The organism is Mesorhizobium ventifaucium (genome assembly GCF_935822925.1).
GTDB classification, from domain to species: domain Bacteria; phylum Pseudomonadota; class Alphaproteobacteria; order Rhizobiales; family Rhizobiaceae; genus Mesorhizobium; species Mesorhizobium ventifaucium.
In genome coordinates this window covers 245,362-269,887 of sequence record NZ_CAKXZS010000034.1, presented here as the reverse complement: position 1 = coordinate 269,887, position 24,526 = coordinate 245,362, and the positions used below count along the sequence as shown (strand labels likewise).

22 protein-coding genes are annotated in these 24,526 nt (G+C 60.2%); 16 read left to right on the top strand and 6 right to left on the bottom strand.

The features are described 5' to 3' along the window. Window positions 1–443: 443 nt before the first annotated feature. Complete coding sequence (gene acnA / locus NMG70_RS26770; protein WP_254027287.1) at window positions 444–3,050, bottom strand: aconitate hydratase AcnA; 2,607 nt, start codon at window positions 3,048–3,050, stop codon at window positions 444–446. A 253-nt stretch (window positions 3,051–3,303) separates the two neighbouring features. On the opposite strand from acnA, the gene NMG70_RS33060 reads away from it, so the two are divergent. The 12 genes from NMG70_RS33060 to NMG70_RS26715 all read left to right on the top strand — a co-directional run bounded on the left by NMG70_RS33060 (window position 3,304) and on the right by NMG70_RS26715 (window position 15,251). After that, window positions 3,304–3,489 (top strand): class I SAM-dependent methyltransferase, encoded by a 186-nt coding sequence (locus NMG70_RS33060; RefSeq protein WP_367185591.1) that lies wholly within the window; start codon window positions 3,304–3,306, stop codon window positions 3,487–3,489. Window positions 3,490–3,999: 510 nt separating this feature from the next. Next, window positions 4,000–4,917 (top strand): GntR family transcriptional regulator, encoded by a 918-nt coding sequence (locus tag NMG70_RS26765; RefSeq protein WP_254027286.1) that lies wholly within the window; start codon window positions 4,000–4,002, stop codon window positions 4,915–4,917. A 100-nt stretch (window positions 4,918–5,017) separates the two neighbouring features. After that, the gene (locus NMG70_RS26760; protein ID WP_254027285.1) at window positions 5,018–6,112 is read left to right on the top strand and encodes an isocitrate/isopropylmalate dehydrogenase family protein; all 1,095 of its coding nucleotides are present in this window, start codon (window positions 5,018–5,020) and stop codon (window positions 6,110–6,112) included. Window positions 6,113–6,235: 123 nt separating this feature from the next. Further along, window positions 6,236–7,321 (top strand): ABC transporter substrate-binding protein, encoded by a 1,086-nt coding sequence (locus NMG70_RS26755; protein ID WP_254027284.1) that lies wholly within the window; start codon window positions 6,236–6,238, stop codon window positions 7,319–7,321. A 149-nt stretch (window positions 7,322–7,470) separates the two neighbouring features. After that, on the top strand, window positions 7,471–9,156 hold the full coding sequence (locus tag NMG70_RS26750; protein ID WP_436798467.1) for an ABC transporter permease: 1,686 nt from the start codon (window positions 7,471–7,473) through the stop codon (window positions 9,154–9,156). Next, a complete protein-coding gene (locus NMG70_RS26745) occupies window positions 9,149–10,222 on the top strand; it encodes an ABC transporter ATP-binding protein (RefSeq protein ID WP_254027282.1) in 1,074 nt (357 codons plus the stop codon). The genes NMG70_RS26750 and NMG70_RS26745 overlap by 8 nt, the downstream gene beginning before the upstream one ends. A 134-nt stretch (window positions 10,223–10,356) precedes the next feature. Next, the gene (locus NMG70_RS26740) at window positions 10,357–10,980 is read left to right on the top strand and encodes an aspartate/glutamate racemase family protein (protein WP_436798463.1); all 624 of its coding nucleotides are present in this window, start codon (window positions 10,357–10,359) and stop codon (window positions 10,978–10,980) included. A gap of 5 nt (window positions 10,981–10,985) precedes the next feature. Beyond that, window positions 10,986–12,257, top strand: coding sequence for a 3-oxo-tetronate kinase (gene otnK / locus NMG70_RS26735; protein ID WP_254027280.1), 1,272 nt, complete (start codon window positions 10,986–10,988; stop codon window positions 12,255–12,257). After that, window positions 12,254–12,892, top strand: a complete 639-nt coding sequence (gene otnC, locus NMG70_RS26730; protein WP_254027279.1) for a 3-oxo-tetronate 4-phosphate decarboxylase — start codon at window positions 12,254–12,256, stop codon at window positions 12,890–12,892. The genes otnK and otnC overlap by 4 nt, the downstream gene beginning before the upstream one ends. A gap of 7 nt (window positions 12,893–12,899) precedes the next feature. Further along, the gene (gene rraA / locus NMG70_RS26725; protein ID WP_254027278.1) at window positions 12,900–13,373 is read left to right on the top strand and encodes a ribonuclease E activity regulator RraA; all 474 of its coding nucleotides are present in this window, start codon (window positions 12,900–12,902) and stop codon (window positions 13,371–13,373) included. A gap of 57 nt (window positions 13,374–13,430) precedes the next feature. Then, window positions 13,431–14,828, top strand: a complete 1,398-nt coding sequence (locus NMG70_RS26720; protein ID WP_254027277.1) for an NAD-dependent succinate-semialdehyde dehydrogenase — start codon at window positions 13,431–13,433, stop codon at window positions 14,826–14,828. Window positions 14,829–14,840: 12 nt separating this feature from the next. Next, on the top strand, window positions 14,841–15,251 hold the full coding sequence (locus NMG70_RS26715) for a cupin domain-containing protein (RefSeq protein WP_254027276.1): 411 nt from the start codon (window positions 14,841–14,843) through the stop codon (window positions 15,249–15,251). Window positions 15,252–15,347: 96 nt separating this feature from the next. On the opposite strand, the gene NMG70_RS26710 is transcribed toward NMG70_RS26715, so the two are convergent. The 5 genes from NMG70_RS26710 to NMG70_RS26690 form a co-directional block, all read right to left on the bottom strand. Then, window positions 15,348–15,704, bottom strand: a complete 357-nt coding sequence (locus NMG70_RS26710) for an aldehyde dehydrogenase family protein (protein WP_436798466.1) — start codon at window positions 15,702–15,704, stop codon at window positions 15,348–15,350. Window positions 15,705–15,721: 17 nt separating this feature from the next. Further along, a complete protein-coding gene (locus tag NMG70_RS26705; protein WP_254027275.1) occupies window positions 15,722–16,477 on the bottom strand; it encodes an ATP-binding cassette domain-containing protein in 756 nt (251 codons plus the stop codon). Beyond that, window positions 16,470–17,522 (bottom strand): ABC transporter permease subunit, encoded by a 1,053-nt coding sequence (locus NMG70_RS26700; protein WP_254027274.1) that lies wholly within the window; start codon window positions 17,520–17,522, stop codon window positions 16,470–16,472. Before NMG70_RS26700 ends, NMG70_RS26705 begins: the two co-directional genes overlap by 8 nt. Window positions 17,523–17,618: 96 nt before the next feature. Continuing rightward, window positions 17,619–18,599, bottom strand: a complete 981-nt coding sequence (locus NMG70_RS26695; protein WP_254027273.1) for an ABC transporter substrate-binding protein — start codon at window positions 18,597–18,599, stop codon at window positions 17,619–17,621. Window positions 18,600–19,065: 466 nt separating this feature from the next. Further along, window positions 19,066–19,971, bottom strand: a complete 906-nt coding sequence (locus NMG70_RS26690; protein WP_254027272.1) for a sugar-binding transcriptional regulator — start codon at window positions 19,969–19,971, stop codon at window positions 19,066–19,068. A 284-nt stretch (window positions 19,972–20,255) separates the two neighbouring features. On the opposite strand from NMG70_RS26690, the gene NMG70_RS26685 reads away from it, so the two are divergent. From NMG70_RS26685 to NMG70_RS26675, 4 genes are all read left to right on the top strand, one after another. Beyond that, window positions 20,256–21,161 carry a tagatose-bisphosphate aldolase gene (locus tag NMG70_RS26685; RefSeq protein WP_254027271.1) on the top strand — a complete coding sequence of 302 codons (906 nt, stop codon included), beginning with the start codon at window positions 20,256–20,258 and terminating at the stop codon, window positions 21,159–21,161. Between the two features lie 130 nt (window positions 21,162–21,291). After that, a complete protein-coding gene (locus NMG70_RS26680; RefSeq protein ID WP_254027270.1) occupies window positions 21,292–22,773 on the top strand; it encodes an ROK family protein in 1,482 nt (493 codons plus the stop codon). 27 nt (window positions 22,774–22,800) lie between these two features. After that, window positions 22,801–23,019 (top strand): hypothetical protein, encoded by a 219-nt coding sequence (locus tag NMG70_RS33360; protein WP_436798462.1) that lies wholly within the window; start codon window positions 22,801–22,803, stop codon window positions 23,017–23,019. Between the two features lie 85 nt (window positions 23,020–23,104). Beyond that, window positions 23,105–24,526 (top strand): diguanylate cyclase domain-containing protein (locus tag NMG70_RS26675; protein ID WP_254027269.1); only part of this gene is annotated, 1,422 nt, incomplete at its 3' end.

Genomic DNA, 24,526 nt, shown 5'->3' with positions numbered 1-24,526 from the left:
TAGGGATTCCCAAATCAGAGGAATTTGATTCAACCTGCTGGCTCGGCCCAGGAGGAGATCTGCAGGTGAGTTAGTCGACCTGGAAAGCCGCACCCGGATGCTTCTCATCCGTGATCGTAAGGGCCCTCGACAGAAGGAGGGAAACAACCAGCGGATTCTGCTGTCCGCTGCATCTGGCTACGTCGCATGGGCAATTGTCGAACAGCAACGATCATTCCGGAGTCACGGCGACGATCGGATTTTTCCTTTCAGCGGCAAGTAAGTCGACACAGCTTTTCGCCGGGTGCGCCGACCTAAGCATCCAAGACCTTCATTTCCATGACTTGCGTACTGACTGGCTCCAGCAGCACTTGAACGAGCTGTGAAACGACGGTGTGACCCAGGGAGCCGCGAGCGTGAGCGAGACGGTTCTCGACCTCGCTTTTCCGCGGCAAAGATCCCAGTCACCGGCGTGAACGGCCGGTTCCGGCAACGGCTCGGGAAAGAATCAGGGGGATCACCCCCCCTGCTTCCATCATCATCAACTCGAGTTCGGTTTCGATCGCGATCAAACCGCGGAAAGAAAGCTCGCTTCCGTCGTTGCGTTCGATTCGGATATGAATTTCAGATCGCGGACGCACAGCGGTCGCGTCGATGAAAATCCGATTGCCAGGCTCGTAGGTAAATCGCCCTGCTGTCGCTTCCTTCGGCAGAATAATGGGCAGGATGCCCATGCCGACGAGATTTGTTCTGTGAATGCGCTCAAAGCTTAGCGCAAGGACAGCGCGAACGCCCATCAGCGCGACACCTTTAGCAGCCCAATCGCGCGATGACCCGGTCCCGTAGCGTTCCCCAGCGATGATTATCGTGCTCGCCTGTGCGTCCCGATAACGGCACGCGACGTCCCAAAGTGGCGCTATCTCTCCACTCGGGATGTGGATTGTATAGCCCGGAGGCGCCTGCGGCGCGAGATAATTGAGCGCGTCACGGTTGTCGAACAGGCCGCGCACCATCACTTCCCAATTCCCCCGCCTCGCGGCGAGCACATTAAGATCGTCTGCAGAAACGCTCCGCGCGGTCAGATGTTTACCTGCGATGCTGTCTTGCGTGATTTGTCCAGCCGGCGATACGTGGTCCGTGGTCATGTCGTCGCCGAGAACCAAGAGCGGGTAAGCCTCATACGCTCCCAGGCGATTCGGTTGATTAGCCGATGCAAAAGGCGGGCGGCGGATGTAGGTCGACGAGACGTCCCAAGGGAATTGCGGCGCATCAGGTGCGACGAGGTTTGCCCACGCCGCGTTTTGCCTGGCATCGTGAAACGCTTTCCCATAGTCGGTGCTGTCCGCGTTTGCAGCGAGGACAGCGTCGACCTCAGAAGGATCCGGCCAGAGGTCACTCAGATAGATCTGGCGGCCGCCATCGCTCTGTCCCACAGGATCGCACGAAATATCGCGCATCACATCGCCTGCGAGCGCATAGGCAACGACCATCGGCGGAGAGGCAAGAAATCCATTCCGCAGGTGTGGGTGAATGCGGCCTGGAAAGTTGCGGTTGCCCGAGAGCACGGCGACGGCGTTAAGGCCGCTCGTTATTGCTGCCTCCATCTCGGGCGGAAGAGGGCCGGAATTGCCAATGCAAGTCGTGCATCCAAAGCCGACGATGCCGAAGCCGACAGCCTCGAAATCCTCAAGTAGCCCGGATCGGGCAAGGTAGCGTTGGGCGGCCGGCGAACCCGGCGCAAGAGACGTTTTCACCCAACACGGTGGCTTCATCCCCAGCTTGCGCGCCTTACGAGCAACCAGTCCAGCGGCGACTAAGAGCGATGGATCGGAGGTATTGGTGCAACTGGTAACGGCGGCGATGGCCACCGCGCCCTCGGGAATGCCGGACGCTGCCAAATAGGGCGGCGCCTTCCCGGCCAACTGCTTGAGGACACGCGGGAGATCGCCCGGCCGAACGAGATCTTGCGGCCGGCGCGGCCCAGCGAGAGTGGTACGTATTTGCGATAATTCCAATTGCAGGATGTCGGTGTAGCGAGGGCGAGCCGCGGGGTCGAACCAAAGCATCATCGCCTTGGCTATCGCTTCAATGCGCGCGGTCAGTTCCTTCGGGCGGCCGGTCGCCGCAAGGTAGCGAACTGTGTTTTCATCAATGGGAAAATACCCAGTAGATGCGCCATACTCCGGAGCCATGTTTGCGACAACGGCGCGATCCCCTGCGGTGAGCGTGGAAACGCCCGGGCCGAAAAACTCAACGAACTGCCCAGACACGCCGTAACTGCGAAGCCTGCTTGTGACCGCGAGCGCAAGATCGGTTGACAAAGTGCCGGCCGGTAACCGTCCGCTGAGATATACGCCCAAAACGTCGGGGAGCCTCAAAGTAACCGGCATGCCAAAAATCGCGCTCTCGGCTTCCAGTCCACCTACGCCCCAGGCGAGCACGCCGATGCCGTTTATCATAGGAGTGTGACTGTCGGTGCCCAGCAGAGTGTCAGGCACTGCCCACTCTTCGCCATCGCGCATCACGACAGCGATGACGCTGGCAAGCTGCTCCAGATTGATCGTGTGCATAATGCCGGTTCCCGGCGGATGAACGCGAAATCCCGGTAACGCCTTTGTCGCCCATTTCATCAGCCGGTAGCGTTCCGCGTTTCGCTGGACCTCTTTGGCCATGTTGAAGGGGAACGCATCGGCCGCCGCAAATCGGTCAACGGCTATGCTGTGGTCGACCGAGACATCAACGGGAATGACAGGTGAGAGGGAGGTGGGATCGCCGCCAGACTCCGCAATGGCATCACGCATTGCGGCGATGTCCACCAAAGCGGGCACGCAGGTGGTGTCATGCATGAGCACACGGCTTGGCGCGAAGGGTACTTCAGCCTCGCTGCGGCCGGTGCGGAGCCAATCGCGAAAGAGGCCGGCCATTGCGTCCCCGTCCCCAGCATTTCGGAGATTGTTCTCCAAGAGGATCCGCAGAACATAGGGAAGCCTTTCCAGGTCGGGACCAAAAGCCTTGCCGAGATCGAGGATTCTAAATTTGCGCCCCGCAGCCCGAACGATTTGGGTATGCATCTATGCTCCTTGTCATTTTGGCTTTGTCATCCTAGAAAGCCAATCAAAATGAAATGTCAAGGACAGGCAATATCATCATCATGGTCGCCTGCGCACTACCTCACATTCGCCGATCACCGCACGAGCCCCGCGATCGACCTTCTGGCCATGGTCCCCAACCAGGATCCGGCACAAGTCACTGACCTCGGCTGCGGCCCGGGCAACTCAACGGAACTTCTTGTCGCCCGCTTCCCGGCCGCCACTGTCAGCGGGAATGGACTCATCACCCCAGATGATCGAAGCCGCGCGGAAGCGACTCCCCTCGATTGATTTCAGCGTTTCTCGAATTGAGCGTTGGGTGCCTGCTAAGAGACAAGACGTCATCTTCGCCAATGCCGTTCTGCAGTGGCTCCCGGACCATGGCAGCTTGCTACCCCTCTCCTCAACGCATTGGAAATGAAAGGAACGCTGGCGATTCAAATGCCGGACAAGTTGAATGAGCCGACCCATGTGTGCATGCGAGAGGTGGCGCGGGACGCCAGATGGTCTCAGCGTGTCGCGAGCGCTGACTCGGAGCGCGCCTCGATTGAGACGGCCCCCGCTTACTTTAGGATATTGAAAGCGCATTGCCGCCAAGTGGAGGTGTCGCGCACGACCTACCACCATCCTCTTAAAGGCTTGGAGGGAATTATCGAGTGGTTTAGTAGCACGGGACTCCTGCCCGCTGGAGCGTGATCAGAAAGGACAGTATCTCGACGCCTACCGAACCTTGCTGGCGAAGCACTATTCGGTTTTTGATGACGGGACGGTGCTGTTGCCATTCCCACGCGTCTTCATGATAGCGACGCGATAAGGATTGGCTTTTTTAGAAAGTGTCGTGCAAACTTCTCCGCGAAGCAGCGGGAATCATCTTGGCCGCTGAGCGGATTCAACGCCGACCTCCACGGCCAACAGCAGTTCGGAGCCCATTATGCCAGCAAGCGCCTTGGCACGAAACATCGCCAGTCAGATAACGCTGCTCGTCACCACGGGCGAACTCGTCGCCGGCGATCATGTGCGAACACAGCATTTGGCCGACAGGTTCGGCGTGTCACGCTCACCCGTGCGCGAAGCCATGCAAGTTCTTTCGGAGCAAGGATTACTGGAACAAAAGGAAAATCGGGGCTTCTTTGTGAAGGAGCTTCCCGAGTCGCAAATTGTCGAGCCCGTCAGCGACGAAGCGAAGCCATTCGAGGTCGAAAATGATTACCAGCGTCTGGCTGAAGATTGGCTGATGGATCGCATACCGGCCGAGATGACCGAGGGCGCGCTACGCGATCGCTACCACGTCACGAAGGCTCAGTTGAGCGATATGCTGATGCGCGCTTTGCGTGAGGGCTGGGCAGAGCGCAAGCAAGGCTATGGCTGGCGCTTCTTGCCGGTGGCTAAGACACCAGAGGCATTCGAACAGATTTACCGATTCCGAATGCTCATTGAGCCGGCGGCTATGCTGGAACCTGGGTTCATCCTCGACCGCCGCATCATCCACGAGCAACGCCGGATACAAACAAGGATGCTAGAGACCGATATTGCGCGTCTTCCCGCTGAACGGCTCCTGCATAACGGCTCGTTGTTCCACGAGGAACTGATCAAGATGTCGAACAACCCGTTCTTTCATCTCTCTCTCGTCCGCGTCAACCAAATGCGCCGTCTCCTGGAATATCGTTCTCGAGTCGACCGCGATCGCCTTGTGGTTCAATGCCAGGATCATCTCGCAATTCTCGACCTTTTGGAGCGCGGCGAAGTCGCCGATGCCTCCTACGCGATGCGGAGGCATTTGGGCGGCGCGTTGTCCCGCAAGTCGCCGATTGCCTGGTCGTGGTCGCACCAGGCGCAAGAAAAATCCTAGCGTCGCATTTTTTCGATTGCATTTTGCTTTGTAAAAAGCCAATAAGTCTCCTATGAGGCATTTTGGCGGGGTCTTCCCGTCGCGCTTAGGGAGACGTTCGATGAGAATCATGGTCACGCCGTGCGACGGCATCGGGCCGGAAATCACAGCCGCAACGATGGAGGTTGTTGAGTCCGTCAACCAGGCGTTTGGTCTCGGGCTCGAGTACGACTATGAGGACACCGGCTTCACCAGTCTGGAGAAGTACGGGACGACCCTTCGCGATGAGACACTCGAGCGGGCTCGCGGATACGACGGCATCATCCTGGGTACGCAGTCCCATATGGACTATCCAGCCCGCGACAAGGGCGGTGTGAACGTCTCGGCCGGCTTCCGCGTCAAGCTCGATCTTTATGCAAACGTCCGCCCGGCCCGCGTACGTCCGTTCTTGGATAGCACCGCCAAACAGATGGACCTCGTTATCATGCGAGAGGCAACCGAAGGCTTCTATTCGGATCGAAACATGTTCGCCGGGACAGGCGAGTTCATGCCGACGCCTGATGTAGCGCTGTCGGTCCGCAAGATCACTGCACATGCCTGCGAACGTATCGCTCGCGCTGGCTTCGAACTGGCGATGAAGCGGCATAAGCACGTAACGGCCGTGCACAAGGCCAATTGTTTTCACCTTACCGATGGCCTGTTCATGACGCAGGTGCGCAAGGTCGCGGCCGAGTTTCCCGAGGTGCGCCTCGACGATTTCATCATCGACGCCATGACAGCGCATCTGGTGCGGAGCCCCTCCCGTTTCGACGTGATCGTTACGACCAACTTCTACGCCGACATCCTTTCCGATCTTGCCAGCGAGCTATCCGGAAGTCTTGGGCTGGCCGGTTCGATCAATGCAAATGCTGAACTCGGTCTTGTCTGCGCGCAGGCGCAGCACGGGTCGGCGCCCGACATCCAGAACCAGAACATCGCCAATCCGACGTCACTCATCCTCTCTGCCGCCATGATGCTCTCCTGGATTGGCGAGAGGCGCGGTCTCGCCAATTTCGAAGCGGCGGGGGCTGAGATAGAGCGTGCCGTAGACGAGGTTCTCGCCAATCCGCAGACGCGCACCAGGGATCTCGGCGGCACCACCAACACTGATGCGTTCGGATCGGCCGTTGCCAAGGCGATCGCAGCGCCGCCGGCACGCAAGGCGGTGCGCGTCTGATAATGAACCGTGTGCATTTGTAGTCTTTTAAAACCAATTTCGCCAATTGTCTGAGGCGCCCGAGCGGCTCGGACTAGTGCCCGGCGGAGCATCGTGCACGGGCGCAACCTAGGGAGAACCAGAATGACGAACTCAAATATCCGCTATGCCCGCTTGCTTTCAGGGTTCACCGCTCTTGTCGCAGTGACGCTGCCGCTGTCGCCGGTTCTGGCCCAAGACGCGGCACTTATCGAGGCTGCTAAGAAAGAAGGTACAGTGTCGGTGTATACCTCCACCGACAGTGCGCAGTCGCAAAAGCTTCAGGATGCGTTTACGAAAAGGTATGGCATTGCGATTGCCTACAATGATCTTGGTACCAATGGTGCCTACAACCAAGTGATCTCGGAAGCCGCGGCCGGACAAGTCACGGCGGATGTTGTCTGGAGCTCAGCGATGGACTTGCAGATGACGCTGGTTAAGGACGGCTATGCTCAGGAATACGCATCCCCCGAGGCTGCAAACATCCCGGCATGGGCAAACTACAAGAACATTCTCTTTGGCACCACCGTCGAGCCAATCGGCGTAATCTACAATACCAAGGCACTGACTGAAGATCGCCTTCCCAAGACCTATGCCGACATGATCACCTTTTTGAAAAACAATAAGACCGAGTTGCAGGGCAAGGTCGCGACCTTTGATCCAGAGAAGAGCGGATCGGGATTTTTGCATCATTCAAACGACGCCCGCCAGCGCAAGGATTTCTGGGATTTGGCGAAAGCCTTGGGCGAGGACGGCGCCAAAATCTATTCAAGCTCCGGCGGCATGAAGGAGACGGTGGTATCCGGCGAGAACGTGATGGCCATCAACATTATCGGCTCCTATGCACTCGATTGGGTGAAGGAGAGCCCGAACCTGGGTGTGCATTTCGCAAGCGACTACACACCAGCATTTTCCCGCTTGGCACTAGTCGTCAATAATGCGCCGAATCCGAATGCTGCCAAGCTATTTGTCGATTTTCTGCTCTCGCAGGAAGGTCAGTCGGCGCTAGCGGAAGGCGGCTTGCCGGCGGTGCGCAAGGACGCGACTGGCGGCCTGAATATTGATACGCTCAACGAGCGGGTCGGCGGAGGCCTGAAGCCTATTACCGTCGACGAAGGCCTGCTCGACTACATGGAGCCGACGAAGCGCGTCCAGTTCCTGAACGACTGGAAGGCCGCGCTCGGACGTTAATGGGACTACGCATTGCAGCGCGACAACGTGCACGCGCCGCACTGCTCCCTCCTCAGCCGACAGCGAAAGCCACAGATATGAATGTTCAGACTCAAAATCCCGCCCTCAGCGCGGTCGGAGTGGCGCATGCGCACCACTATCCTGCGAAGATGCCGGTCGTAGGCAACGCACGCCTTTATCGTATTGTCGTCATTGGTCTGTTGGCCTTGGCGGTGCTAACGCCCGTTGGACTGATCATCTATCAGAGCTTTCTAACTGGCCCGTTTTTCAGCCCGCGGGCTGCGTTCGGGCTTGATGCTTACAGCTATGTTTTCACCGACCGGAATTTCTACAAAGCCCTCGGCACGACGACAGTGTCCGCGTTTGGCATGGTTGCGATCGCCGTCCCTCTTGGGGGGCTGCTCTCTTTCTTGATCACAAGAACCGACATTCGCTTCAAGCGGCTGCTGGAAATCCTCGTACTAGTCCCGATGTTCATTTCATCGATCGTTCTGGCCTTCGGCTATACCGTATCGGTCGGGCCTACCGGGTTCCTGTCGCTTGCCATGCGCGACATAATCGGGATCGTCCCGTGGAACATCTACAGCCTTACAGGCATGATAGTGATCGCCGGGCTGAGCCACGTTCCACACGTCTATCTCTATGTGTCTTCGGCAATGAGAAGTTTGCCTTCGGACCTCGAGGAAGCTGCCCGCACCAGTGGCGCCAGCATTTGGCAGGTGTCACGTGACGTCACGCTTCCGATGGTGCTGCCCTCTATCGTGTTTGCCGCATCGCTTAATGTTCTGCTCGGTTTTGAGACCTTTGGTATTCCGCTGGTCCTGGGCGATCCAAACGGCATCATGGTCCTGACCACCTACATCTACAAACTAACCACTTTGTTCGGTACGCCGACCTATCAATTGATGGCTGTGGTGGCCGTAGTGCTCCTGCTCATCACGCTGCCACTTGTCTGGATGCAGCGCCGTCTGCTGCGCAATGCAAGGCGCTATGCCGCACTCGGTGGCAAAGGCGCGCGCGTTGCCACGCTAAAACTGGGTCGCAATGGCCAACTCGTCGCGTTGGGCATTATCGGCCTGTGGCTGTTCGTCTCCGTGGTTCTGCCGATTGGCGGGATTACCGTCAGAGCGTTCGTCGATGCCTGGGGAGAAGGCGTCAACCTGCTGGATCAGCTCACCCTGGCAAACTTCGTCCGTTTGACTGAAGTGCCAAGCCTCGTCCGCGGCATGATCAACACCGTTATCCTGTCCGTCGTCGGAGGCGCGGTAGCCGTTGGTATCTATCTGCTTGTCGGGCTTGCCGGCCACCGCAATCACGGCTTGTCCAACACGGTGCTCGACTACATTGTCCTCCTGCCCCGTGCCTTGCCTGGTCTGGTGATCGGCCTGGCCTTCTTCTGGGTCTTTCTGTTCGTGCCGTTCCTGACGCCGTTGCGGCCGACGTTGTTCAGCTTGTTCATCGCTTACGTGGTGGTCGGTCTGTCCTATGGACTGCGCTTGCTGCAGGGCACGCTGATCCAGGTCGCACCGGAGCTGGAGGAGTCGGCGCGCACGACCGGTGCAACGATTGGGCGCACCTGGCGCGACATCGTCATTCCGATCGTCCGACCGGGTCTCGCAGGCGCCTGGGCGCTGATCATGATTATCTTTCTGCGCGAATATGCGACCGGTGTGTATCTGATGGGCGCCGGCACCGAAGTGATCGGCTCGCTGATGGTATCGCTGCTGACCACCGGCGCGATGAACACCATCGCCGCGCTCGCCCTCATCAGCATTGTCTTGACCGGCGCCGGCCTCGCGCTCGCGCTTCGACTGGGAGCACGCATCCATGACTGAACTTGTCGTCAACAACGTCCAAAAATGGTTAGGTGGGCTGCAAATCTTGAAGGGCGCTTCCTTCACCGCCGAGCGCGGCTCGATCGTCGCCCTGCTGGGCGCGTCCGGCAGCGGCAAGACCACGCTGTTGCGTTGCGTTGCCGGGCTGGAGCAGCCCGAAATCGGGCGCATCGTCATTGGTGACAGGACTGTGCTCGACGGCGAACGCAAAATTGCGCTGCCGCCGGAGCAGCGGAATATTGGTCTGGTTTTCCAATCTTACGCCCTGTGGCCGCACCGCACCGTGCGTGAAAATGTGGGCTACGGTCTGAAACTGCGTGGCGTCGCCTCGGCCGAGATCGGCAGCCGGGTGCAGGCGATCCTCGAGCGGCTCGGCCTCGGTCACCTCGCCGACCGATACCCATCGCAATTGTCGGGAGGTCAGCAGCAGCGCGTCGCCATCTGCCGGGCCCTGGTCTATGAGCCTCGCGTGCTGCTTCTCGACGAGCCGCTTTCGAATCTCGACGCGAAACTGCGCGAGGAGGCACGCTACTGGATCCGGAAGCTCATTCTCGACCTCGAGATTTGTGCGATCCTGGTCACCCACGATCAAAGCGAGGCACTTGCCGCGGCCGACAACATCCTGCTGCTGCAGGATGGACGCATCGTGCAGCAGGGGACGCCCCAGGAGATCTATTCAAATCCCAACAGCTTCTATTCCGCGGACTTCCTGGGTGCCAACAACATCATCAAGGGCCGCGTGCAGACCCTCGATGGCGCCAAGGCGACGATCGGCGGCGAAGGTTGGTCACTGCCAGGCGTCGTCCGTGATGCGGCAGGCGTCAGCGGAAATAGTGATGCGACAGCCGTCATCAGGGTCGAGCAGATTTCAGTTTCGGACAAGGCCATGGAAGGGGGCATCGAGATGGATCTCGATGATTCCATCTATCTCGGCGATCGTTGGGAATACAGGCTGCACCGCGGCGGGTTGATTGCCAAGGCAAATGGCGCACTGCAGATCGCCCCGGGCAAGGTTTGGGCCTGGATTCCTTCCGACGCTGTTTGGGTGTTTCCGGCGCAGAAGTAAGCGCCGTCCGGCGGCTGCCCTCCTCCTGGCGGCCGCCGGTCCTCCCGACATCCTGGAGTTACGCAGTGACCGCACGCCCCCGCATCACCCTCGTTCATGCTACGCCGATCGCGATGGGCCCAATTCGCGACGCCATGGCGGCGAATTGGGCTGAAGCCGAGCCGGTCAACATTCTCGAGGACAGTTTGTCACCCGACCGTGCGAAGGTCGACAGCATCAATGACGCACTGACAGATCGGATCGTTTCGCTTACCCGTTATGCGGAATCGATTGGCAGCGCGGCGGTGCTGTTTACCTGTTCGGCGTTCTCTTCGGCGATCGAACTGGCCGCGTCGCTTGCTTCCGTTCCGGTGCTCAAGCCGAACGAAGCCATGTTCGAGGCCGCGATCCGGCAAGGTGGCAGAACCGCGATGCTATACACCTTTCCGCCGGCGCGCGCGGGGATGGAACAGGAGTTTCGCGAGGAGGCGGATCGTATCAATCCATCGGCAACATTGACCAGTTTCCTGGTCGAAGGTGCGATCGATGCTGTAAGAGCCGATGACGTCGCCACTCACAATCGTCTTGTCGCAGAGGCCGCCACAAGGATCGAGGGCTTCGATGCTATCACGCTCGCGCATTTCTCGACAGCGCGTGCAAGATCTGCGGTTGAGGCCAAGACAACAACACCGGTTTTGACAAGTCCTGATGCGGCCGTTGCAAAACTGCGCTTTCTGCTTGGTGCCGGGGCCACCACTTCCCACCACGCAAGGAGGTAGTTCCGATGCTGCTTGGTGTCATTGCCGACGACTTCACTGGTGCAAGCGATATCGCCAACACGATCGCCAAAGGCCTTCCGGGGCAAGGCGGTTTACGGACCGCGCAATTTCTGGGCGTTCCGCGCAGTGATACAATAAGCGACATGGAAGCCGGCGTGATCGCGCTCAAGAGCCGCTCGATCACGGCAGCGGATGCCGTCGCTCAGTCTCTTGAGGCGCTGCATTGGTTGCTCGGCCAAGGATGTACTCAGATCGTCTTCAAATACTGCTCGACCTTTGATTCGACCCCGACTGGCAATATCGGGCCAGTGGCCGAGGCATTGGCTGAGGCGCTCGATGCCCATGGCGTCATCGCTTGCCCGGCTTTTCCTGCTGCTGGTCGCACCGTCTACCAGGGCCATCTCTTTGTTCACGACCGGCTCCTCAACGAGTCCGGCTTGCAAGACCATCCCCTCAACCCGATGACCGACCCCGACATTCGGCGCTGGCTGACACGTCAGTCGCGCTATCCCGTCGGATTAGTGACTTGGTCGTCTGTCCGGGCTGGTCCGGCTGAGATTACGGCAAGACTTCGAAAAGCCCATGGGTCTGGCCAGCGCCTGGTGATCGTAGATGCTCTTGGCGATGACGACCTTGTCGCGATCGGAACTGCCGGGGCGAGCGCGAAACTTATTACGGGGGGCTCCGGCGTGGCGATGGGTCTCCCGGCCAACTTCATCGCCGCCGGATTGGCTCGCGGCTCAACTTCGCTCGGCATCGGCGTCGACGGTCCTGAAGCGATCCTGGCTGGCAGCTGCTCAGGCGCGACGCGTGGTCAGGTAGAACGGCACCAGCAAAAGCACCCCACCCTCGCGATCGATGTGGATTCCGTGATGCGGGGGGACACGACCGCCTCCGATCTCGTCAGTTTCGTTCTCGGCAACCACGGCAAGGCGCCACTGGTCTTTTCGTCCGGTTCGCCCGATGAGGTGAGCCGACTGCAAGGCCGGTATGGACGCGACGCGATCGCAGAAACGCTTGATGCGCTTTTCGCCGATACGGCCCGGAAGCTTGTGTCCGCTGGCGTCCGGAGGCTCGTGGTGGCCGGCGGCGAAACCTCCGGAGCCGTCGTTACCGCGCTCGACCTCGGTGCGCTGACCATCGGTCCTGAAATTGATCCGGGCGTGCCCGTTGTCATCTCAACCGGCCAGGCACCGGTTGCAATGGCGCTCAAGTCAGGCAATTTTGGTGCGCCCGACTTCTTCGTAAAAGCTTTGGATAGGATGGCGGGTAGATGACCACTGAAGCGAACATTCGCGAGAACATTGCTCGCCTTTCAAAATCCCTGTTCGACCGAGGCTTCTCGGCGGGTTCGGCCGGGAACATCAGCGCCGCCGTTGAAGGTGGATTGCTGATAACACCGACAAATTCGTGCCTGGGTTTTCTGGACCCTGGCCGTATCTCCAAGCTGGACAAAGAGGGCCGCCACATCGCCGGTGACAAGCCATCCAAGGAAGTGTTTTTGCATCGCGCCTTTTACGAAACGCGGCCTGGCACGGGCGCAGTCGTACACCTGCACTCCACATTCGCCACTGCCCTTTCCTGTCTGAGCGACCTTGATCCAAACGACTGTGTGCCGCCGCTGACGCCTTACGTTGTCATGCGCGTCGGCAAGGTCGGCCTCATTCGATACCTGCGCCCTGGCGACGAAAGCCTCGGGCAATTGATCCGAGACTTGGGTGGTGCGTATTCGGCTGTTCTGCTCGCCAACCATGGCCCGGTCGTCGCAGGAAAGGATCTCACGTCTGCCGTTTACGCGGCGGAGGAACTTGAAGAGACAGCCAAATTGCTCGTCCTGACACGCGGCCTGCCGACGACTTTGCTCACGCCCGATCAAGTCACCGAACTCCTCACTGTTTTTGCAAATTATTGAGTTGGACATGAAAACCGCCGATCTCGTCGACGCCCACGGAGAAGCCGTCAAATTTTGCAATCTGCCATTCATGAAGCTAGGCCGCCGCAAGGCGTTCTTCGGGCCAGTCGCTACCGTGAAATGCTTCGAAGACAATGCGTTGCTAAAGGCTGAGCTGGAAAAGCCGGGAAATGGCCGCGTAATGGTGGTTGATGGCGGCGGCTCGACTCGCGTCGCCCTGCTTGGCGACCAGATTGGATTGCTTCTGGAAAGGAACAGCTGGGCCGGCATCGTCATCAACGGTGCGGTGCGCGACAGCGCTGAGCTCGATGACATGGACGTCGCCGTTTTTTGCCTCGCGGTCACGCCGAAGAAATCCTCCAAGGATGCCGCCGGCAAGACAGGTGTGACGATCCATTTCGGCGGTATCGAATTCAAACTGAACATGTTCGCCTATGCTGATCGCGATGGGCTTCTCGTATCGGAGACAAGCTTTGCTTGAAGGCGCACACCAAGCGTCTGGCAGGCGACGCGACCATATGTCGGCGGAGCAACGCAAATGATTACCTCTATCAATCCGGCCACAGGCGCCGAGGTTGTGCACTTTGAGCCTCACAACGACGCTGTGATCGAATCCGCTCTTCAAGCTGCGGCTGCGGCGCAAAGATCATGGCGGCAGGAATCCGTTTCAGAACGCGTGAAACTCCTCACCGCTATGGCGAGAGTGCTGCGGTCCGGCAAGGCCCGCTACGCTGCCTTGGTCACCGAAGAAATGGGCAAGCCGATCGTTGAATCTGAAGGTGAGATCGAAAAATGTGCATGGAATTGCGATTTCTATGCCGACCACGCATCGAATTACCTTGCCGATGAACCGGTCGCCTCGAATGCAAGTGAGAGTTCAGTCGTCTTCGATCCCCTGGGCGTCGTGCTCGCCATCATGCCCTGGAACTATCCATTTTGGCAGTTCTTTCGGTTCGCCGCGCCTGCGTTTGCGGCCGGCAACGGGGCAATCCTGAAGCACGCCAACAACGTGCCCCGATGCGCCATGGCCATTGCCGAGATCATGGAACAGGCCGGTTGCCCACGCGGCCTGTTCGCCACTCTCCTCATTGAACCTTCCAAGGTCGCTTCGATCATCGCAGACGAAAGGATTGCCGCTGTCACGCTGACCGGCTCGACAGAGGTCGGAGCCATCGTTGCCGCGCAAGCCGGCAAGGCTTTGAAAAAACAGGTCCTTGAACTTGGGGGATCCGATCCCTTTATCGTCCTTGCGGACGCTGATCTGAAGGAGGCCGCGGCAATCGCTGTCAAGGCGCGGTACATCAATGTCGGACAGTCATGCGTCAACGCCAAACGTTTCATAATCGAGGAAAGCATCGCGGACGAGTTCGTCGGTCTCTTCTGCGCCGAGGTTGCCAACTTAAAGCTTGGCGATCCGAACAATCGCGACACAAATATCGGCCCAATGGCTCGCGAGAATTTGCGCGACGGGCTTCACCGACAGGTTGAAATGACCGTTGCTGCGGGAGCAACGCTGAGGCTCGGGGGCAAGCCACCCGAGGGGCAAGGATATTACTATCCGCCAACAGTTCTCGACCATGTCACACGGTCGATGACGGCATTTCGCGAAGAGACATTCGGGCCTGTAGCAGCGATAATACGTGCGAAAGACGCGGACGAAGCCATCGAGCTTGCCAATGACACTGAATTCGGACTCGGCGCCGCGCTTTGGACGCGCGACCTTGAATCAGCTCGAAAACTGGCGCGCCGTATCGATGCCGGTGCAGTTTTCATCAATGGCATGGTCGCGTCAGACCCGCGATATCCATTCGGGGGCATCAAACGTTCGGGCTATGGACGCGAACTTGGGGTCTATGGAATACGTGAGTTCGTCAACATCAAGACGGTCTGGGTCGGTCCTGCAAAAGCTCCGCCAACCACGTCGCCTCGGGAATAGGGAAATGCCCTTATGGTTGGTGCAACCGCCAGAATACTGCGCCCGAAAGAGATAAAGGCCAACGAGCGAGGAGGTGGGGCTCGGACGACCCCTTTAGTAACCCGCAAGATTGGCTCGACGAGCATGATCAATGGCATCACCGCATTCGATCCTGGCGCGGCTATCGGACTGCATAAGCACAATTGCGAGGAAACAGTGATGGTCCTCGACGGCAATGCCGTCGCCGAGATCGACGGGGTGCGCCACCATCTAGGGCCAAACGACACCACTTGGATTCCCGCCGATATTCCGCATCGCTTCATCAACGCGTCCGATACCGAGCCGATGCGGATTTTTTGGATTTATGCCTCGATCGAAGCAACGCGAACAATGATTGCTACGGGCGATACCCGAACGATCGATGCCGAGCACGTGCAATCTTGAAGTAGGGCCGACAGGAAGGGGCGTCGCCGGTTCGCCGGTCCATCTACGGGCAAGGACTTCAGCGGCCCGCGGCACGTTTGTTGCGGCCCTTACCCTTTATGGCCGGACATAGCTCGTCTTCACATTTGTGAAGAGCTCCCGCGCATAGGAGTCCTGTTCGCGCTGCCCGAGGCTCGACCCCTTCGTGCCTCCGAAAGGAACGTGGTAGTCGACACCGGCGGTGGGGGTATTGACCATGACCATCCCGGCCTGCGCGTGACGCCTGAAATGGCTGGCATGCTTCAAGCTGGTGGTGCAAATGAACGCAAGGCCAAACGGCGTGTCGTTGGCGACGTGAAGTGCTTCCTCATAGTCGCGCACGCGGATGACAGATGCGACCGGGCCGAACACCTCCTCGCGGTTGGCGGGCGCCATATTTGTAGTTCGCGGGGAACCTACCGGGCGCATTTGGATGCTGTGCGGCTAATGCATTAGCCGCCAACCATGAGCTTGACGACTTCGTCATGGTTGGTTTCCGAGATCTTGCGCTCGCCGGCCTGGATGCCGCGACGCAGCACGACGATGCGGTCGGAAACGGCGAAAATGTCCTGCAGATTGTGCGAGATGAAGATCACCCCCCGGCCTTGCGCCTTGAGCTGGTGGATGAGCGAGATGACCTTGCGCTGCTCCGGCACGCCGAGGGCCGCCGTCGGTTCGTCCATGATCAGGATCTGCGCGTCCCAATAGACGGCCCGGCCGATGGCAACGGCCTGCCGTTGACCGCCGGAGAAATTGCTGACCGGGGCGTCGAGCCGGCTGACATGGAAGTCCAGCCGCCCCATCGTCTGCTTGGCGGCGACGGCCATCGCCTTGCGATCGAGCACCGGCAAGAATCCGAAGGCCTTGCGCATGGGTTCACGGCCGAGGAAAATATTGGCGCCGATGGACAAATTGTCGGCGAGAGCGAGATCCTGATAGATGGTCTCAATGCCTTTTTCGCGCGCCTCCTGCGGCGTCGCGAACGTCACCGGCTGCCCTCTCAGCAGAATTTCACCGCCGGTCGGCTGGAAGACGCCCGATATCGCCTTGATCAGCGTCGTCTTGCCGGCGCCGTTGTCGCCGGCCAGCGCCACCACTTCGCCCGGCCGCACGGCCATGGAGAAATCGTTCAGCGCCTGCACCGCACCGAAATGCTTGGAAAGGCGGCGGACTTCGAGAAGAGGGGCGGTTTGTTCGGAACTATTCATCCTGGCGAGCTCCACTGAACCGGCGCTGCGCCTGGTCGATAAGGACGGAGATGATGATGACGAGGCCGACGGCAATGAACTGCCAGAACGGCTCGACATTGACGAAAACCAGCCCGTATTGAATGACCGCGATGACCAAGGCCCCGGCGACCGTCCCGAAGATGGTGCCGGAGCCACCGAACAGGCTGGCGCCACCGATCACCACGGCTGCGACGCTGTCGAGCAGCAAGGGTTCGCCGGCCTGGGCGGCGCCGGCGGTGAAGCGCGCTGCATAGAGCGCGCCACCGAGGCCGGCGCACATCGCCGAAAGCACGTAGAGCCGCAGGATGTGGCCTCTGATGTCGATGCCGGCGCGGCGCGCCGCCTGCACATTGGCGCCGATGGCGTAGTTGTGCTGGCCGAACCGGGTCTGGCTCAGGATGTAGTGCATCACCACGACAAAGACGGCGGCAATGATGACGAGATAAGGCACGCCGTAGAACCTGCCGTTGCCAAGCAGCGCGAACCAGGAATTCTGGACCGGCACTGTCGTGCCGCCGGCCAGCAGGAAGGCAGCGCCGCGTGCCACGCCAAACATGCCAAGCGTGCCGATGAAGGGTGGAATTCTGAGGCGCGAGATCAGCAAGCCATTGATGACGCCAGGCACGCCGGCGACGATCACGGCCGCCAGAATGCCCAGCATCATGGCCAGAGGCACCGGCATGGCGACGCCAGCCATGTTCGTGGCGTGGGCGGCGACGACGGCCGCGAGACCCATGATGAAGCCCAGCGAGAGGTCGATGCCTCCCGAAATGATGACGAAGGTCTGCCCGGTCGCCAGCAGCAACGGCGCCACGGCAAATATCGCAATGGACTGCACGTTGAACGGGTTGAGCACGAAGGTCGCGCCGAAGGAGAGCCTCGACCAGACCTCGAAACAGATGATCAGGCCCGCGAGGAACAGCCAGGCGCGTCCTTCGGCGACGCGTGCGAGCCAGCTCCTGGCCGGATCACCGTGATCCGCCTGAGGAGCGACATGCGTTTCGGTCGGCGATGTTGAAGTCATGATTGGTTCCGATCCGCAGAGCGGCCTCCGTCAAACAGGGTCAAAGCGACCCGGCGCAGGTCTCCTTCCGGCAGGCCGGAAGGAGACTGGCTGGACTTATTCGGAATAAAGGTACTTCGAGATGTTCGGGTCGGCGATGTTGGCCTTGTCCATGATCGTAAAGCCGGTGCCGATCGCAACCGGGATCGACTGGCCGGTCAGATGGGCATAGGCTGACACGACGCCGAAATAGCCGATTTCCGCGGGATGCTGGGCAATCGCTACGTCGACAAGGCCAGTGTTGATGTTATCGACAATGCTGGTCGGCGCGTCGAACGCCACGACCTTGACGGTGCCGGTCTGCCCGGCCTGCTGGACGCCATTCGCCGCGCCAAGCGCCGAGAACAGGTTTGCGCCGAACACCCCAACGAGATCGGGATTGCGCGCGAACACAGCCTGCAGTTGCGAGGCGGCCTTGTTGGCATCGTTGTCGTTGAACTGGGTTTCGAGAACGGTGATACCGGGATGGTTGGCCGCTATCTCCTTCTTAAAACCCTCTTCACGCTGGTCGGTGGTCGAAATGCCAGGCTTGACGTTCGAAACGTAAACCTTGCCCTTGTCGCCTATGGCCTTGGCCAATGCCCGCGCGGCGATCTCGCCGCCGAGAACGTTGTCCGAGGCGATATAGGACAGCGGGAAATCCGCCTCGCCGGCGCCGGTCTGGTAGACGCCGCTGCCGATGAAGGTGTCGACGGTGATCACCGGAATGCCAGCGTCATGGGCCTTGCGCAGGGGTTCGACCAATTGAACCTTGTCGGTCGGCGCGATCAGGATGGCGTCCGGCTTCTTGGCGATGACCGCGTCAAGCACGGGGACTTGCGTTACCGGATTGAAATCCGGGGCGCCCTGGAAAACCAGAGTCACGCCAAGGGCATCGGCTGCCGCCTGGGCTCCCTTGCGCATGGTGATGTAAAAGCCGTCGGTGGTAAGACCCGGAATGAGCGCAATGGTGTACTTTTTGTCCTGCGCCAATGCGGGCGTGACCAGCGCCGCTGCGCAGAGGGCGAGAGCCGCCAGGGCGGCAACAATCTTCTTCATGACATCCTCCTCATTATGTTGGCAGATTTTGCCGTTGCGATTCGTCCCGGCTATGTGAAGTGCTGGCGGCGAGAAGCGGGTTTCGCCTGCTTGCTGTTATCGGCAGCCTCCTCCCCAGCGCCCCAAGTCGTTAGATCGGCCGTCGAAACCGACCAGCCTGATGGGCAGTCCTGTAACTAGCCTCCGCAAGGTGCAGGCAACAGCGCCGCTCGGCGCGTATGCACTCCTAGCCGCAAGGTTGTAACACTTTGCTGAAAGAAATTGCAACATTCTATTTCCGGGATCGAACCACCTTCAAATCGGACAACATCTGCCTGCTCCGCAGAGCCCCTCACGCAGACTATTGCCCCAACGCTTTGACGACACAACTGATGATTTCGGGCGGTGGGCTCGCGAGCCGGGTTTGGTGTCGATCGGTTTGGGATCGATCAGCCGTGCCCGATGTCACGCATCGGCGTGCCGACAATTACCGGGGCAAGAGAGCCTCGATGATGGCCTGGGCGGTCTTCGAGTCCGTTACAACAGCATTGATAAGCCTGGCGCGGACGGCACCGATGATTGCCATCGCCTTCTCCGGCGAGGCGGCAACGCCGATCACCAGGGGGACGGCTCGAAGCTGGGCCGGCGACATTGCGATCATCCGGCCCTCCCCCTCCCACGGGATGAGCGTGCCTTCGGCGTCGAAATAATGGCGGATGACGTCTCCCGCCGCATGAAACAGGGCCTGTTCGCTCAGCGTCGCCGCGCTCGCTTCGGGCGGATTGATGGCATGGGGCAGGCCGATGCCGACGATCGCAACGTCGGTCCGGTCCCAAAGGGCGACGCTGTCGCGGATGGCAGCATCGCCGAGGAAGACGTCACGCAATTCGGAGGACGGCAGATAGGGCGCATGGATGAAATGCGGCGTCCCGCCCAACTCTTCGGCGGCCAGCCGCACAAACTCGTTGATCTGAAAATGCGCCGCCTGCTGCTGCATGCCGCCGGTGGCTGCGACGGTAAGAGCGCCGGGAATGCGCGGCAGGCCTGCCTGGATCACCTCGCGAATGGCTCGCCCCCAGCCAATGGCGACGACTGAGCCGGCCGTCAGTCCGGCTTGCTTGAGCAAGGCGCCGAGCGGCGCAGCCAGGGCCGTCAGCGCACCGGCTGCCGGCGTTTCGATGACCGCCGCGTCACGAAGCCCGAGTGCCTCGACCAGTTGCGTGGTGATGCCTTCGGGGGTTGCAAGATCGAGAACCTCGATCCGCACGATCCCCTCCGCTCTCGCCCGCTGCAGAAGGCGCGATATGGTCGCGGTGGAGACGCCAAGCCGCCGCGCGATATCAACCTGCGACATGTCCGCCTCATAGTGCAGTTTGGCGACCGTATGCAGCATCGTCCGCGATGCGGCTGCATCTTGTGCGGGAGGGGCAGGCAGCTTGCAATTCCTTTCAGCAATGTGTTACAGACCTGTCGACCGATGGGAGTTATCGCGCAAATCCGGCTGACTCGCAACGTGGGCTCGTTCCACGGCAAATTGCGGGCCAAGGCCAGATTTCTCGGCCGATAGCGCAGCAAAGCGGCAAAACCGCCTGCCGAGAGGCAGGTAAAAACTGAACCTTTCTTGTTTCCACGGATCTGCGCCCTGGTGAATGGGCGCCAACATCGGACAGAAGACCCATGACAAAGATGACGACCGCAGAGTTGCGCGGCTACCAGCAGATATGCGGCAAGGACGGGGCCATGATGGCCATCGCCTGTGACCAGCGCGGCGGCATGCGAACCTTGCTTGCGTCGGACCCTGCAGAACAGGCCAAGATCACCAACGACATGCTGGGCGACACCAAGTCGGACATCACGCGATACCTCGCCAGCCAGGCATCCTGCGTGCTGCTCGACCCGCTCTGCGCAGTGCCGCGGGTCGTCGATGAAGGGGTGCTGAGCCGCGATACGGCGCTGCTCATCGGCCTCGACGCTTCGGGGTTCGACGTCTCGCCTGCCGGCTACCGCCTGTCTCGTCTCGTTCCCGGAATCGGCGCGCGCCGGGTCCGCGAGCTCGGCGGCACCGGCGGCAAGATCATGGTCTATCTCAGGGCCGACAGGCCTGAGGCGAACGAGCACAATGTCGCCATTCTGCGCCAATGCATCGCTGATTTTGCGCAAGAGGACCTCCTGCTCGTCGTCGAGTTCCTGACCTATCAGCTCGAAGGGGAAAGCCTTGAAGAGTATACGGCCAAGATCCCCTGGCTCGTCGAAGAGGGCACCCGGATTTCGCTGGAATGCGGGGCAAAGGTGCTCAAGCTTCCTTATCCCGGAACGCCGGAAGCCTGCGCCAGGATCAGCAGCATGGCTAGCGAGGTGCCATGGGCGGTCCTCTCCGCCGGCGTCAACCACGCAACCTTCCTTGGCCAGGTCGAGATCGCGATGAGGAACGGCGCGTCAGGCGTCATCGCCGGCCGGTCGCTGTGGAAGGACTGCATCTCGCTTGACCGTGACATTCAGCGTGAAAGGCTTAAGACCATCGCGGTGTCGAGATTGCGCGAGCTTCAGGCGGTGATCGGAAATTACCGGCAGAAAGCCGCTTAGCACATGACAGGGCGTCATGCCTCTGACCATGATCCCGAAAAGTGGGGACCGGTTTTCGGAGAAGATCATGGTCAAACAGCAAGATAGAGCCCCATTTCGAATTAGTCGAAATGGAACAGGCTCTAGTTCGATGGCTATCGGAATCGATATCGGCGGCACCAATCTGCGCGCCGCCCGTGTTTCCGGCACCGGCGAAATCCTCGACCGCATTTCCGAGAAAAGCGCGCCGGACCCCGAACTCGTGCTCTCCCGGATCGCCGAAATGGTGCGCCGGCTCGATTCTCCCGAAGTCGCCGCCATCGGCATCGGCGTCCCCGGACGCGTCGATGCGCGGGCTGGCGCGGTCTTGTCCGGAGGCTATGTCAACCTCGCCTCGGTCTCGCTGGCGCAACGACTGGAAAGTCTGGCGGGCAAGGTGGTGATCGACAATGACTGCAACATGGCACTGGTCGCGGAGATGGCTCTCGGCGCCGCCAGAGGCCATGAAAGCATCGTCATGTTCACGATCGGGACCGGCATTGGCGGTGCCGTGGTCCAGGACCGGCGGATCGTCCGCGGCAAGGCGACGGCAGGGCAGCTCGGCCACATCACCGTCGACATGTCAGGCGAAGCGTGTGTCTGCGGTCGGCGCGGCTGCGTTGAGACCACCAGCTCCGGCACTGCGCTCGGCCGTCACATCGCGCGGGCAGGCCTCGGTCCGGACGTTTCGGTCGATCAGCTTATTGCCCGCGATGCGAGCGGCGATCCGTTGGCGCGCGGCGTGCTTGAAGCCTGGGCCGGGCCGCTGCGTGCGGCAATCGATACGACCGTGGCCATGTTCGACCCCGACCTGGTGCTGCTCGGCGGCGGACTTGGCCTGGCGGCCCATCGGGCGCTTGCCAGGGCTCCTGCCCTGGCTCCCTGGTACCAATGCCCGGTGGAAGCGGCGCGACTGGGCGACGACGCCGGGGTCATCGGCGCCGGTCTGCAAGCGCTCGCCTCGCAACCGGTAGTTGCACAAGTGGCAGTTGCGCAAGCCTCGCCAGTGTCCTTGCCGACCGCCCGGCTCGATCGCACCAGGCGCGCCGTGCGCAGCCGACGCGCCGTGCTCGTCAACGGCATCCCCGCCAGCGGCAAAAGCACGGTCGCGCGCGGCATCGCCGAGCGCATGGGCTGGCCATTGCTCGCGCTCGATACGATCAAGAACCCGTTCCTCGAAGTGCTCGGCGGCGGCGATCGCGACTTCAACCGCACGCTCGGACGCGCCAGTTACCAGGCCATCTGGTCAGTCGTCGGCGAGGCCCCGGCGGGCGCCATATTTGTCGTCGACGCCTGGTTCGGCTTCCAGCCGCGCCAGGTGCTCGAGGATCACCTGCGCAGGGCCGGCGTCGAGCAGACCGCCGAGATTTGGTGCCATGCTCCCGGCGAGGTTCTGGCCGAGCGCTATCGCGCACGGCTCGACCAGCGTCCGGCCGGCCATCCCGGCGCGACCTACATCCCCGAACTGGTCGAACTGGCCAATCGCGCCGAGCCGCTGCGGCGCGGATCGCTGTTTGACGTCGACACGACCAAACCGATCGCTTTCGACGCCATCGCGCAATGGCTGCAGGCGACGATTGCGGCTGACAGATAGGCTGCGCGACCCTAAAGCGCGTCGCGTTTGAACGGATTCATGCGACGCACTTTAAGTTCTCGTTTGATGCATGTCGTTATCGCAAAACCGCTGCGCACCCTCGGTTCAAGCCCCGAGGGTGTGCTTTTGCGCGACGTGCATGAACAAGCCGGCGCCGAACTCCTGAGAGCCAGGATGCTGCCGATCCATGTCTCTATCACCACGCAAAATGAAGAGGACCCATACAAAGGCGTCGCAGAAGGCTGATACCCGCCGAGTAGTTAACCCGTCCTTCAGTGGGCTTGCATAAGCTTACGTTGTGAAGCGGCATCGGAAGCGAACTGACTGGTCTATGGCCCCCAAGAAAGAACACGCGCTGGAGGCCAGAATCCTTCAAGATCAGCTTGCTGATCTGAAGGCCGGTCTCTTCGTGTCAATGCCGATAAGCACGATGCTATCAGGTCTGATTTTGACGGTGCAGGCCTTTTCTGGCGGAGGCTTTGCCGCCGCAATCTGGTTCCTGGTTGTCAATGCGATAAATGCCGCCCGCCTCGCACTCGCCCGTTATCAGCTAAAGGAGACGGCGCATCAGGACGATTTAACAGCGATTTCGCAGCGGCTTCGCTGGTTTGGCATCCTTGCTCTTCTGGCAGGGTTTGCCTGGTCCTTTCTTGCCGTCCTTACTGTTGGCTACACAACACCCCAAGCGCCGCTGCATCTGATTATTCTGGCCGGCATTTCAGCTGGTGCGGTTACATACGGCAGTTCATATGCCGCGGCAGCGACCAGCTTCATAACACCGCCGCTTCTGATCGCGGTGGGTTGCTTGTCGGCGAAAGGCAACTTTGAGGATTACATTCTGGCTTTTGCGGTTCTGCTCTTCATCGGCGGCTTGGTTCGAGGTTCGTTTGTAGGGCAAGCCCGCTTCCGCGAAGCCAGCCGCCTGAGACATGAGGCGGAGCGGCTTGCGGCGGAAATGGAGCGCAATTCCAGGGAGGACCACCTAACGGCCCTCCTCAACAGACGGGGCCTCGAACACGCGATCAATCAGCTCGAGAATACAGACGGCCCCTTTGTTGCAATGCTGATTGATCTGGACGGCTTCAAATCCGTCAATGATACCTACGGTCACAGGACCGGTGATGAACTGCTCGTCAGGATCGCCCGCCGGATAGAGCAGGAAGCGCCGGCAGGTTCAACGCTCGCCCGTATCGGCGGCGATGAGTTCGTGCTGTTTTTTCCCTCACTCAGGAGTTCGCTTTCTCCCAGTGACCTCGCATCCAATATCATAGCCAAAGTCGCCAGCCCCTATTCTGAGGTCGCGTCCGTCCGGATCGGTGCATCAATCGGAATATACTTGGCTGAACGGCCGGGGCTGACAGAAATGTTGCTGCGGGCGGATGTCGCCCTTTACACGGCCAAGCGTCGCGGCAGGAACGAATTTCGCCTGTTCGATGCCGAACTCGACACGGAATTGCACCGTCGCCAGTCCATCGAACGCGACCTTCATTCGGCAATAGAGGCGAGAAAGTTGGCACCTTGGTTCCAGTCCATCGTAAGACTCGACACCGAGGCCGTGATCGGCTTTGAAGCCTTGCTCAGGTGGTCACACCCGATCCATGGTTCCATCTCTCCACCCGAAATCATGACAGCCGCACGCGAAACCGGGATGCTTCAACTGCTAACTCAAACGGTATTCTCCGACTGTTGTGCTCTTATCGACGGCTTGGTGAAAGCTGACTGTCGAGATGTTCGTGTGGCAATGAATGTTTCT

What these genes read in the sequence shown, in the direction of transcription:
- acnA (WP_254027287.1), bottom strand. Translation starts at nt 3,050, where the DNA reads ATGCATACCCAAATCGTTCGGGCTGCGGGGCGCAAATTTAGAATCCTC.
- NMG70_RS33060 (WP_367185591.1), top strand. Translation starts at nt 3,304, where the DNA reads ATGGACTCATCACCCCAGATGATCGAAGCCGCGCGGAAGCGACTCCCC.
- NMG70_RS26765 (WP_254027286.1), top strand. Translation starts at nt 4,000, where the DNA reads ATGCCAGCAAGCGCCTTGGCACGAAACATCGCCAGTCAGATAACGCTG.
- NMG70_RS26760 (WP_254027285.1), top strand. Translation starts at nt 5,018, where the DNA reads ATGAGAATCATGGTCACGCCGTGCGACGGCATCGGGCCGGAAATCACA.
- NMG70_RS26755 (WP_254027284.1), top strand. Translation starts at nt 6,236, where the DNA reads ATGACGAACTCAAATATCCGCTATGCCCGCTTGCTTTCAGGGTTCACC.
- NMG70_RS26750 (WP_436798467.1), top strand. Translation starts at nt 7,471, where the DNA reads ATGCCGGTCGTAGGCAACGCACGCCTTTATCGTATTGTCGTCATTGGT.
- NMG70_RS26745 (WP_254027282.1), top strand. Translation starts at nt 9,149, where the DNA reads ATGACTGAACTTGTCGTCAACAACGTCCAAAAATGGTTAGGTGGGCTG.
- NMG70_RS26740 (WP_436798463.1), top strand. Translation starts at nt 10,357, where the DNA reads ATGGCGGCGAATTGGGCTGAAGCCGAGCCGGTCAACATTCTCGAGGAC.
- otnK (WP_254027280.1), top strand. Translation starts at nt 10,986, where the DNA reads ATGCTGCTTGGTGTCATTGCCGACGACTTCACTGGTGCAAGCGATATC.
- otnC (WP_254027279.1), top strand. Translation starts at nt 12,254, where the DNA reads ATGACCACTGAAGCGAACATTCGCGAGAACATTGCTCGCCTTTCAAAA.
- rraA (WP_254027278.1), top strand. Translation starts at nt 12,900, where the DNA reads ATGAAAACCGCCGATCTCGTCGACGCCCACGGAGAAGCCGTCAAATTT.
- NMG70_RS26720 (WP_254027277.1), top strand. Translation starts at nt 13,431, where the DNA reads ATGATTACCTCTATCAATCCGGCCACAGGCGCCGAGGTTGTGCACTTT.
- NMG70_RS26715 (WP_254027276.1), top strand. Translation starts at nt 14,841, where the DNA reads ATGGTTGGTGCAACCGCCAGAATACTGCGCCCGAAAGAGATAAAGGCC.
- NMG70_RS26705 (WP_254027275.1), bottom strand. Translation starts at nt 16,477, where the DNA reads ATGAATAGTTCCGAACAAACCGCCCCTCTTCTCGAAGTCCGCCGCCTT.
- NMG70_RS26700 (WP_254027274.1), bottom strand. Translation starts at nt 17,522, where the DNA reads ATGACTTCAACATCGCCGACCGAAACGCATGTCGCTCCTCAGGCGGAT.
- NMG70_RS26695 (WP_254027273.1), bottom strand. Translation starts at nt 18,599, where the DNA reads ATGAAGAAGATTGTTGCCGCCCTGGCGGCTCTCGCCCTCTGCGCAGCG.
- NMG70_RS26690 (WP_254027272.1), bottom strand. Translation starts at nt 19,971, where the DNA reads ATGCTGCATACGGTCGCCAAACTGCACTATGAGGCGGACATGTCGCAG.
- NMG70_RS26685 (WP_254027271.1), top strand. Translation starts at nt 20,256, where the DNA reads ATGACAAAGATGACGACCGCAGAGTTGCGCGGCTACCAGCAGATATGC.
- NMG70_RS26680 (WP_254027270.1), top strand. Translation starts at nt 21,292, where the DNA reads ATGGCTATCGGAATCGATATCGGCGGCACCAATCTGCGCGCCGCCCGT.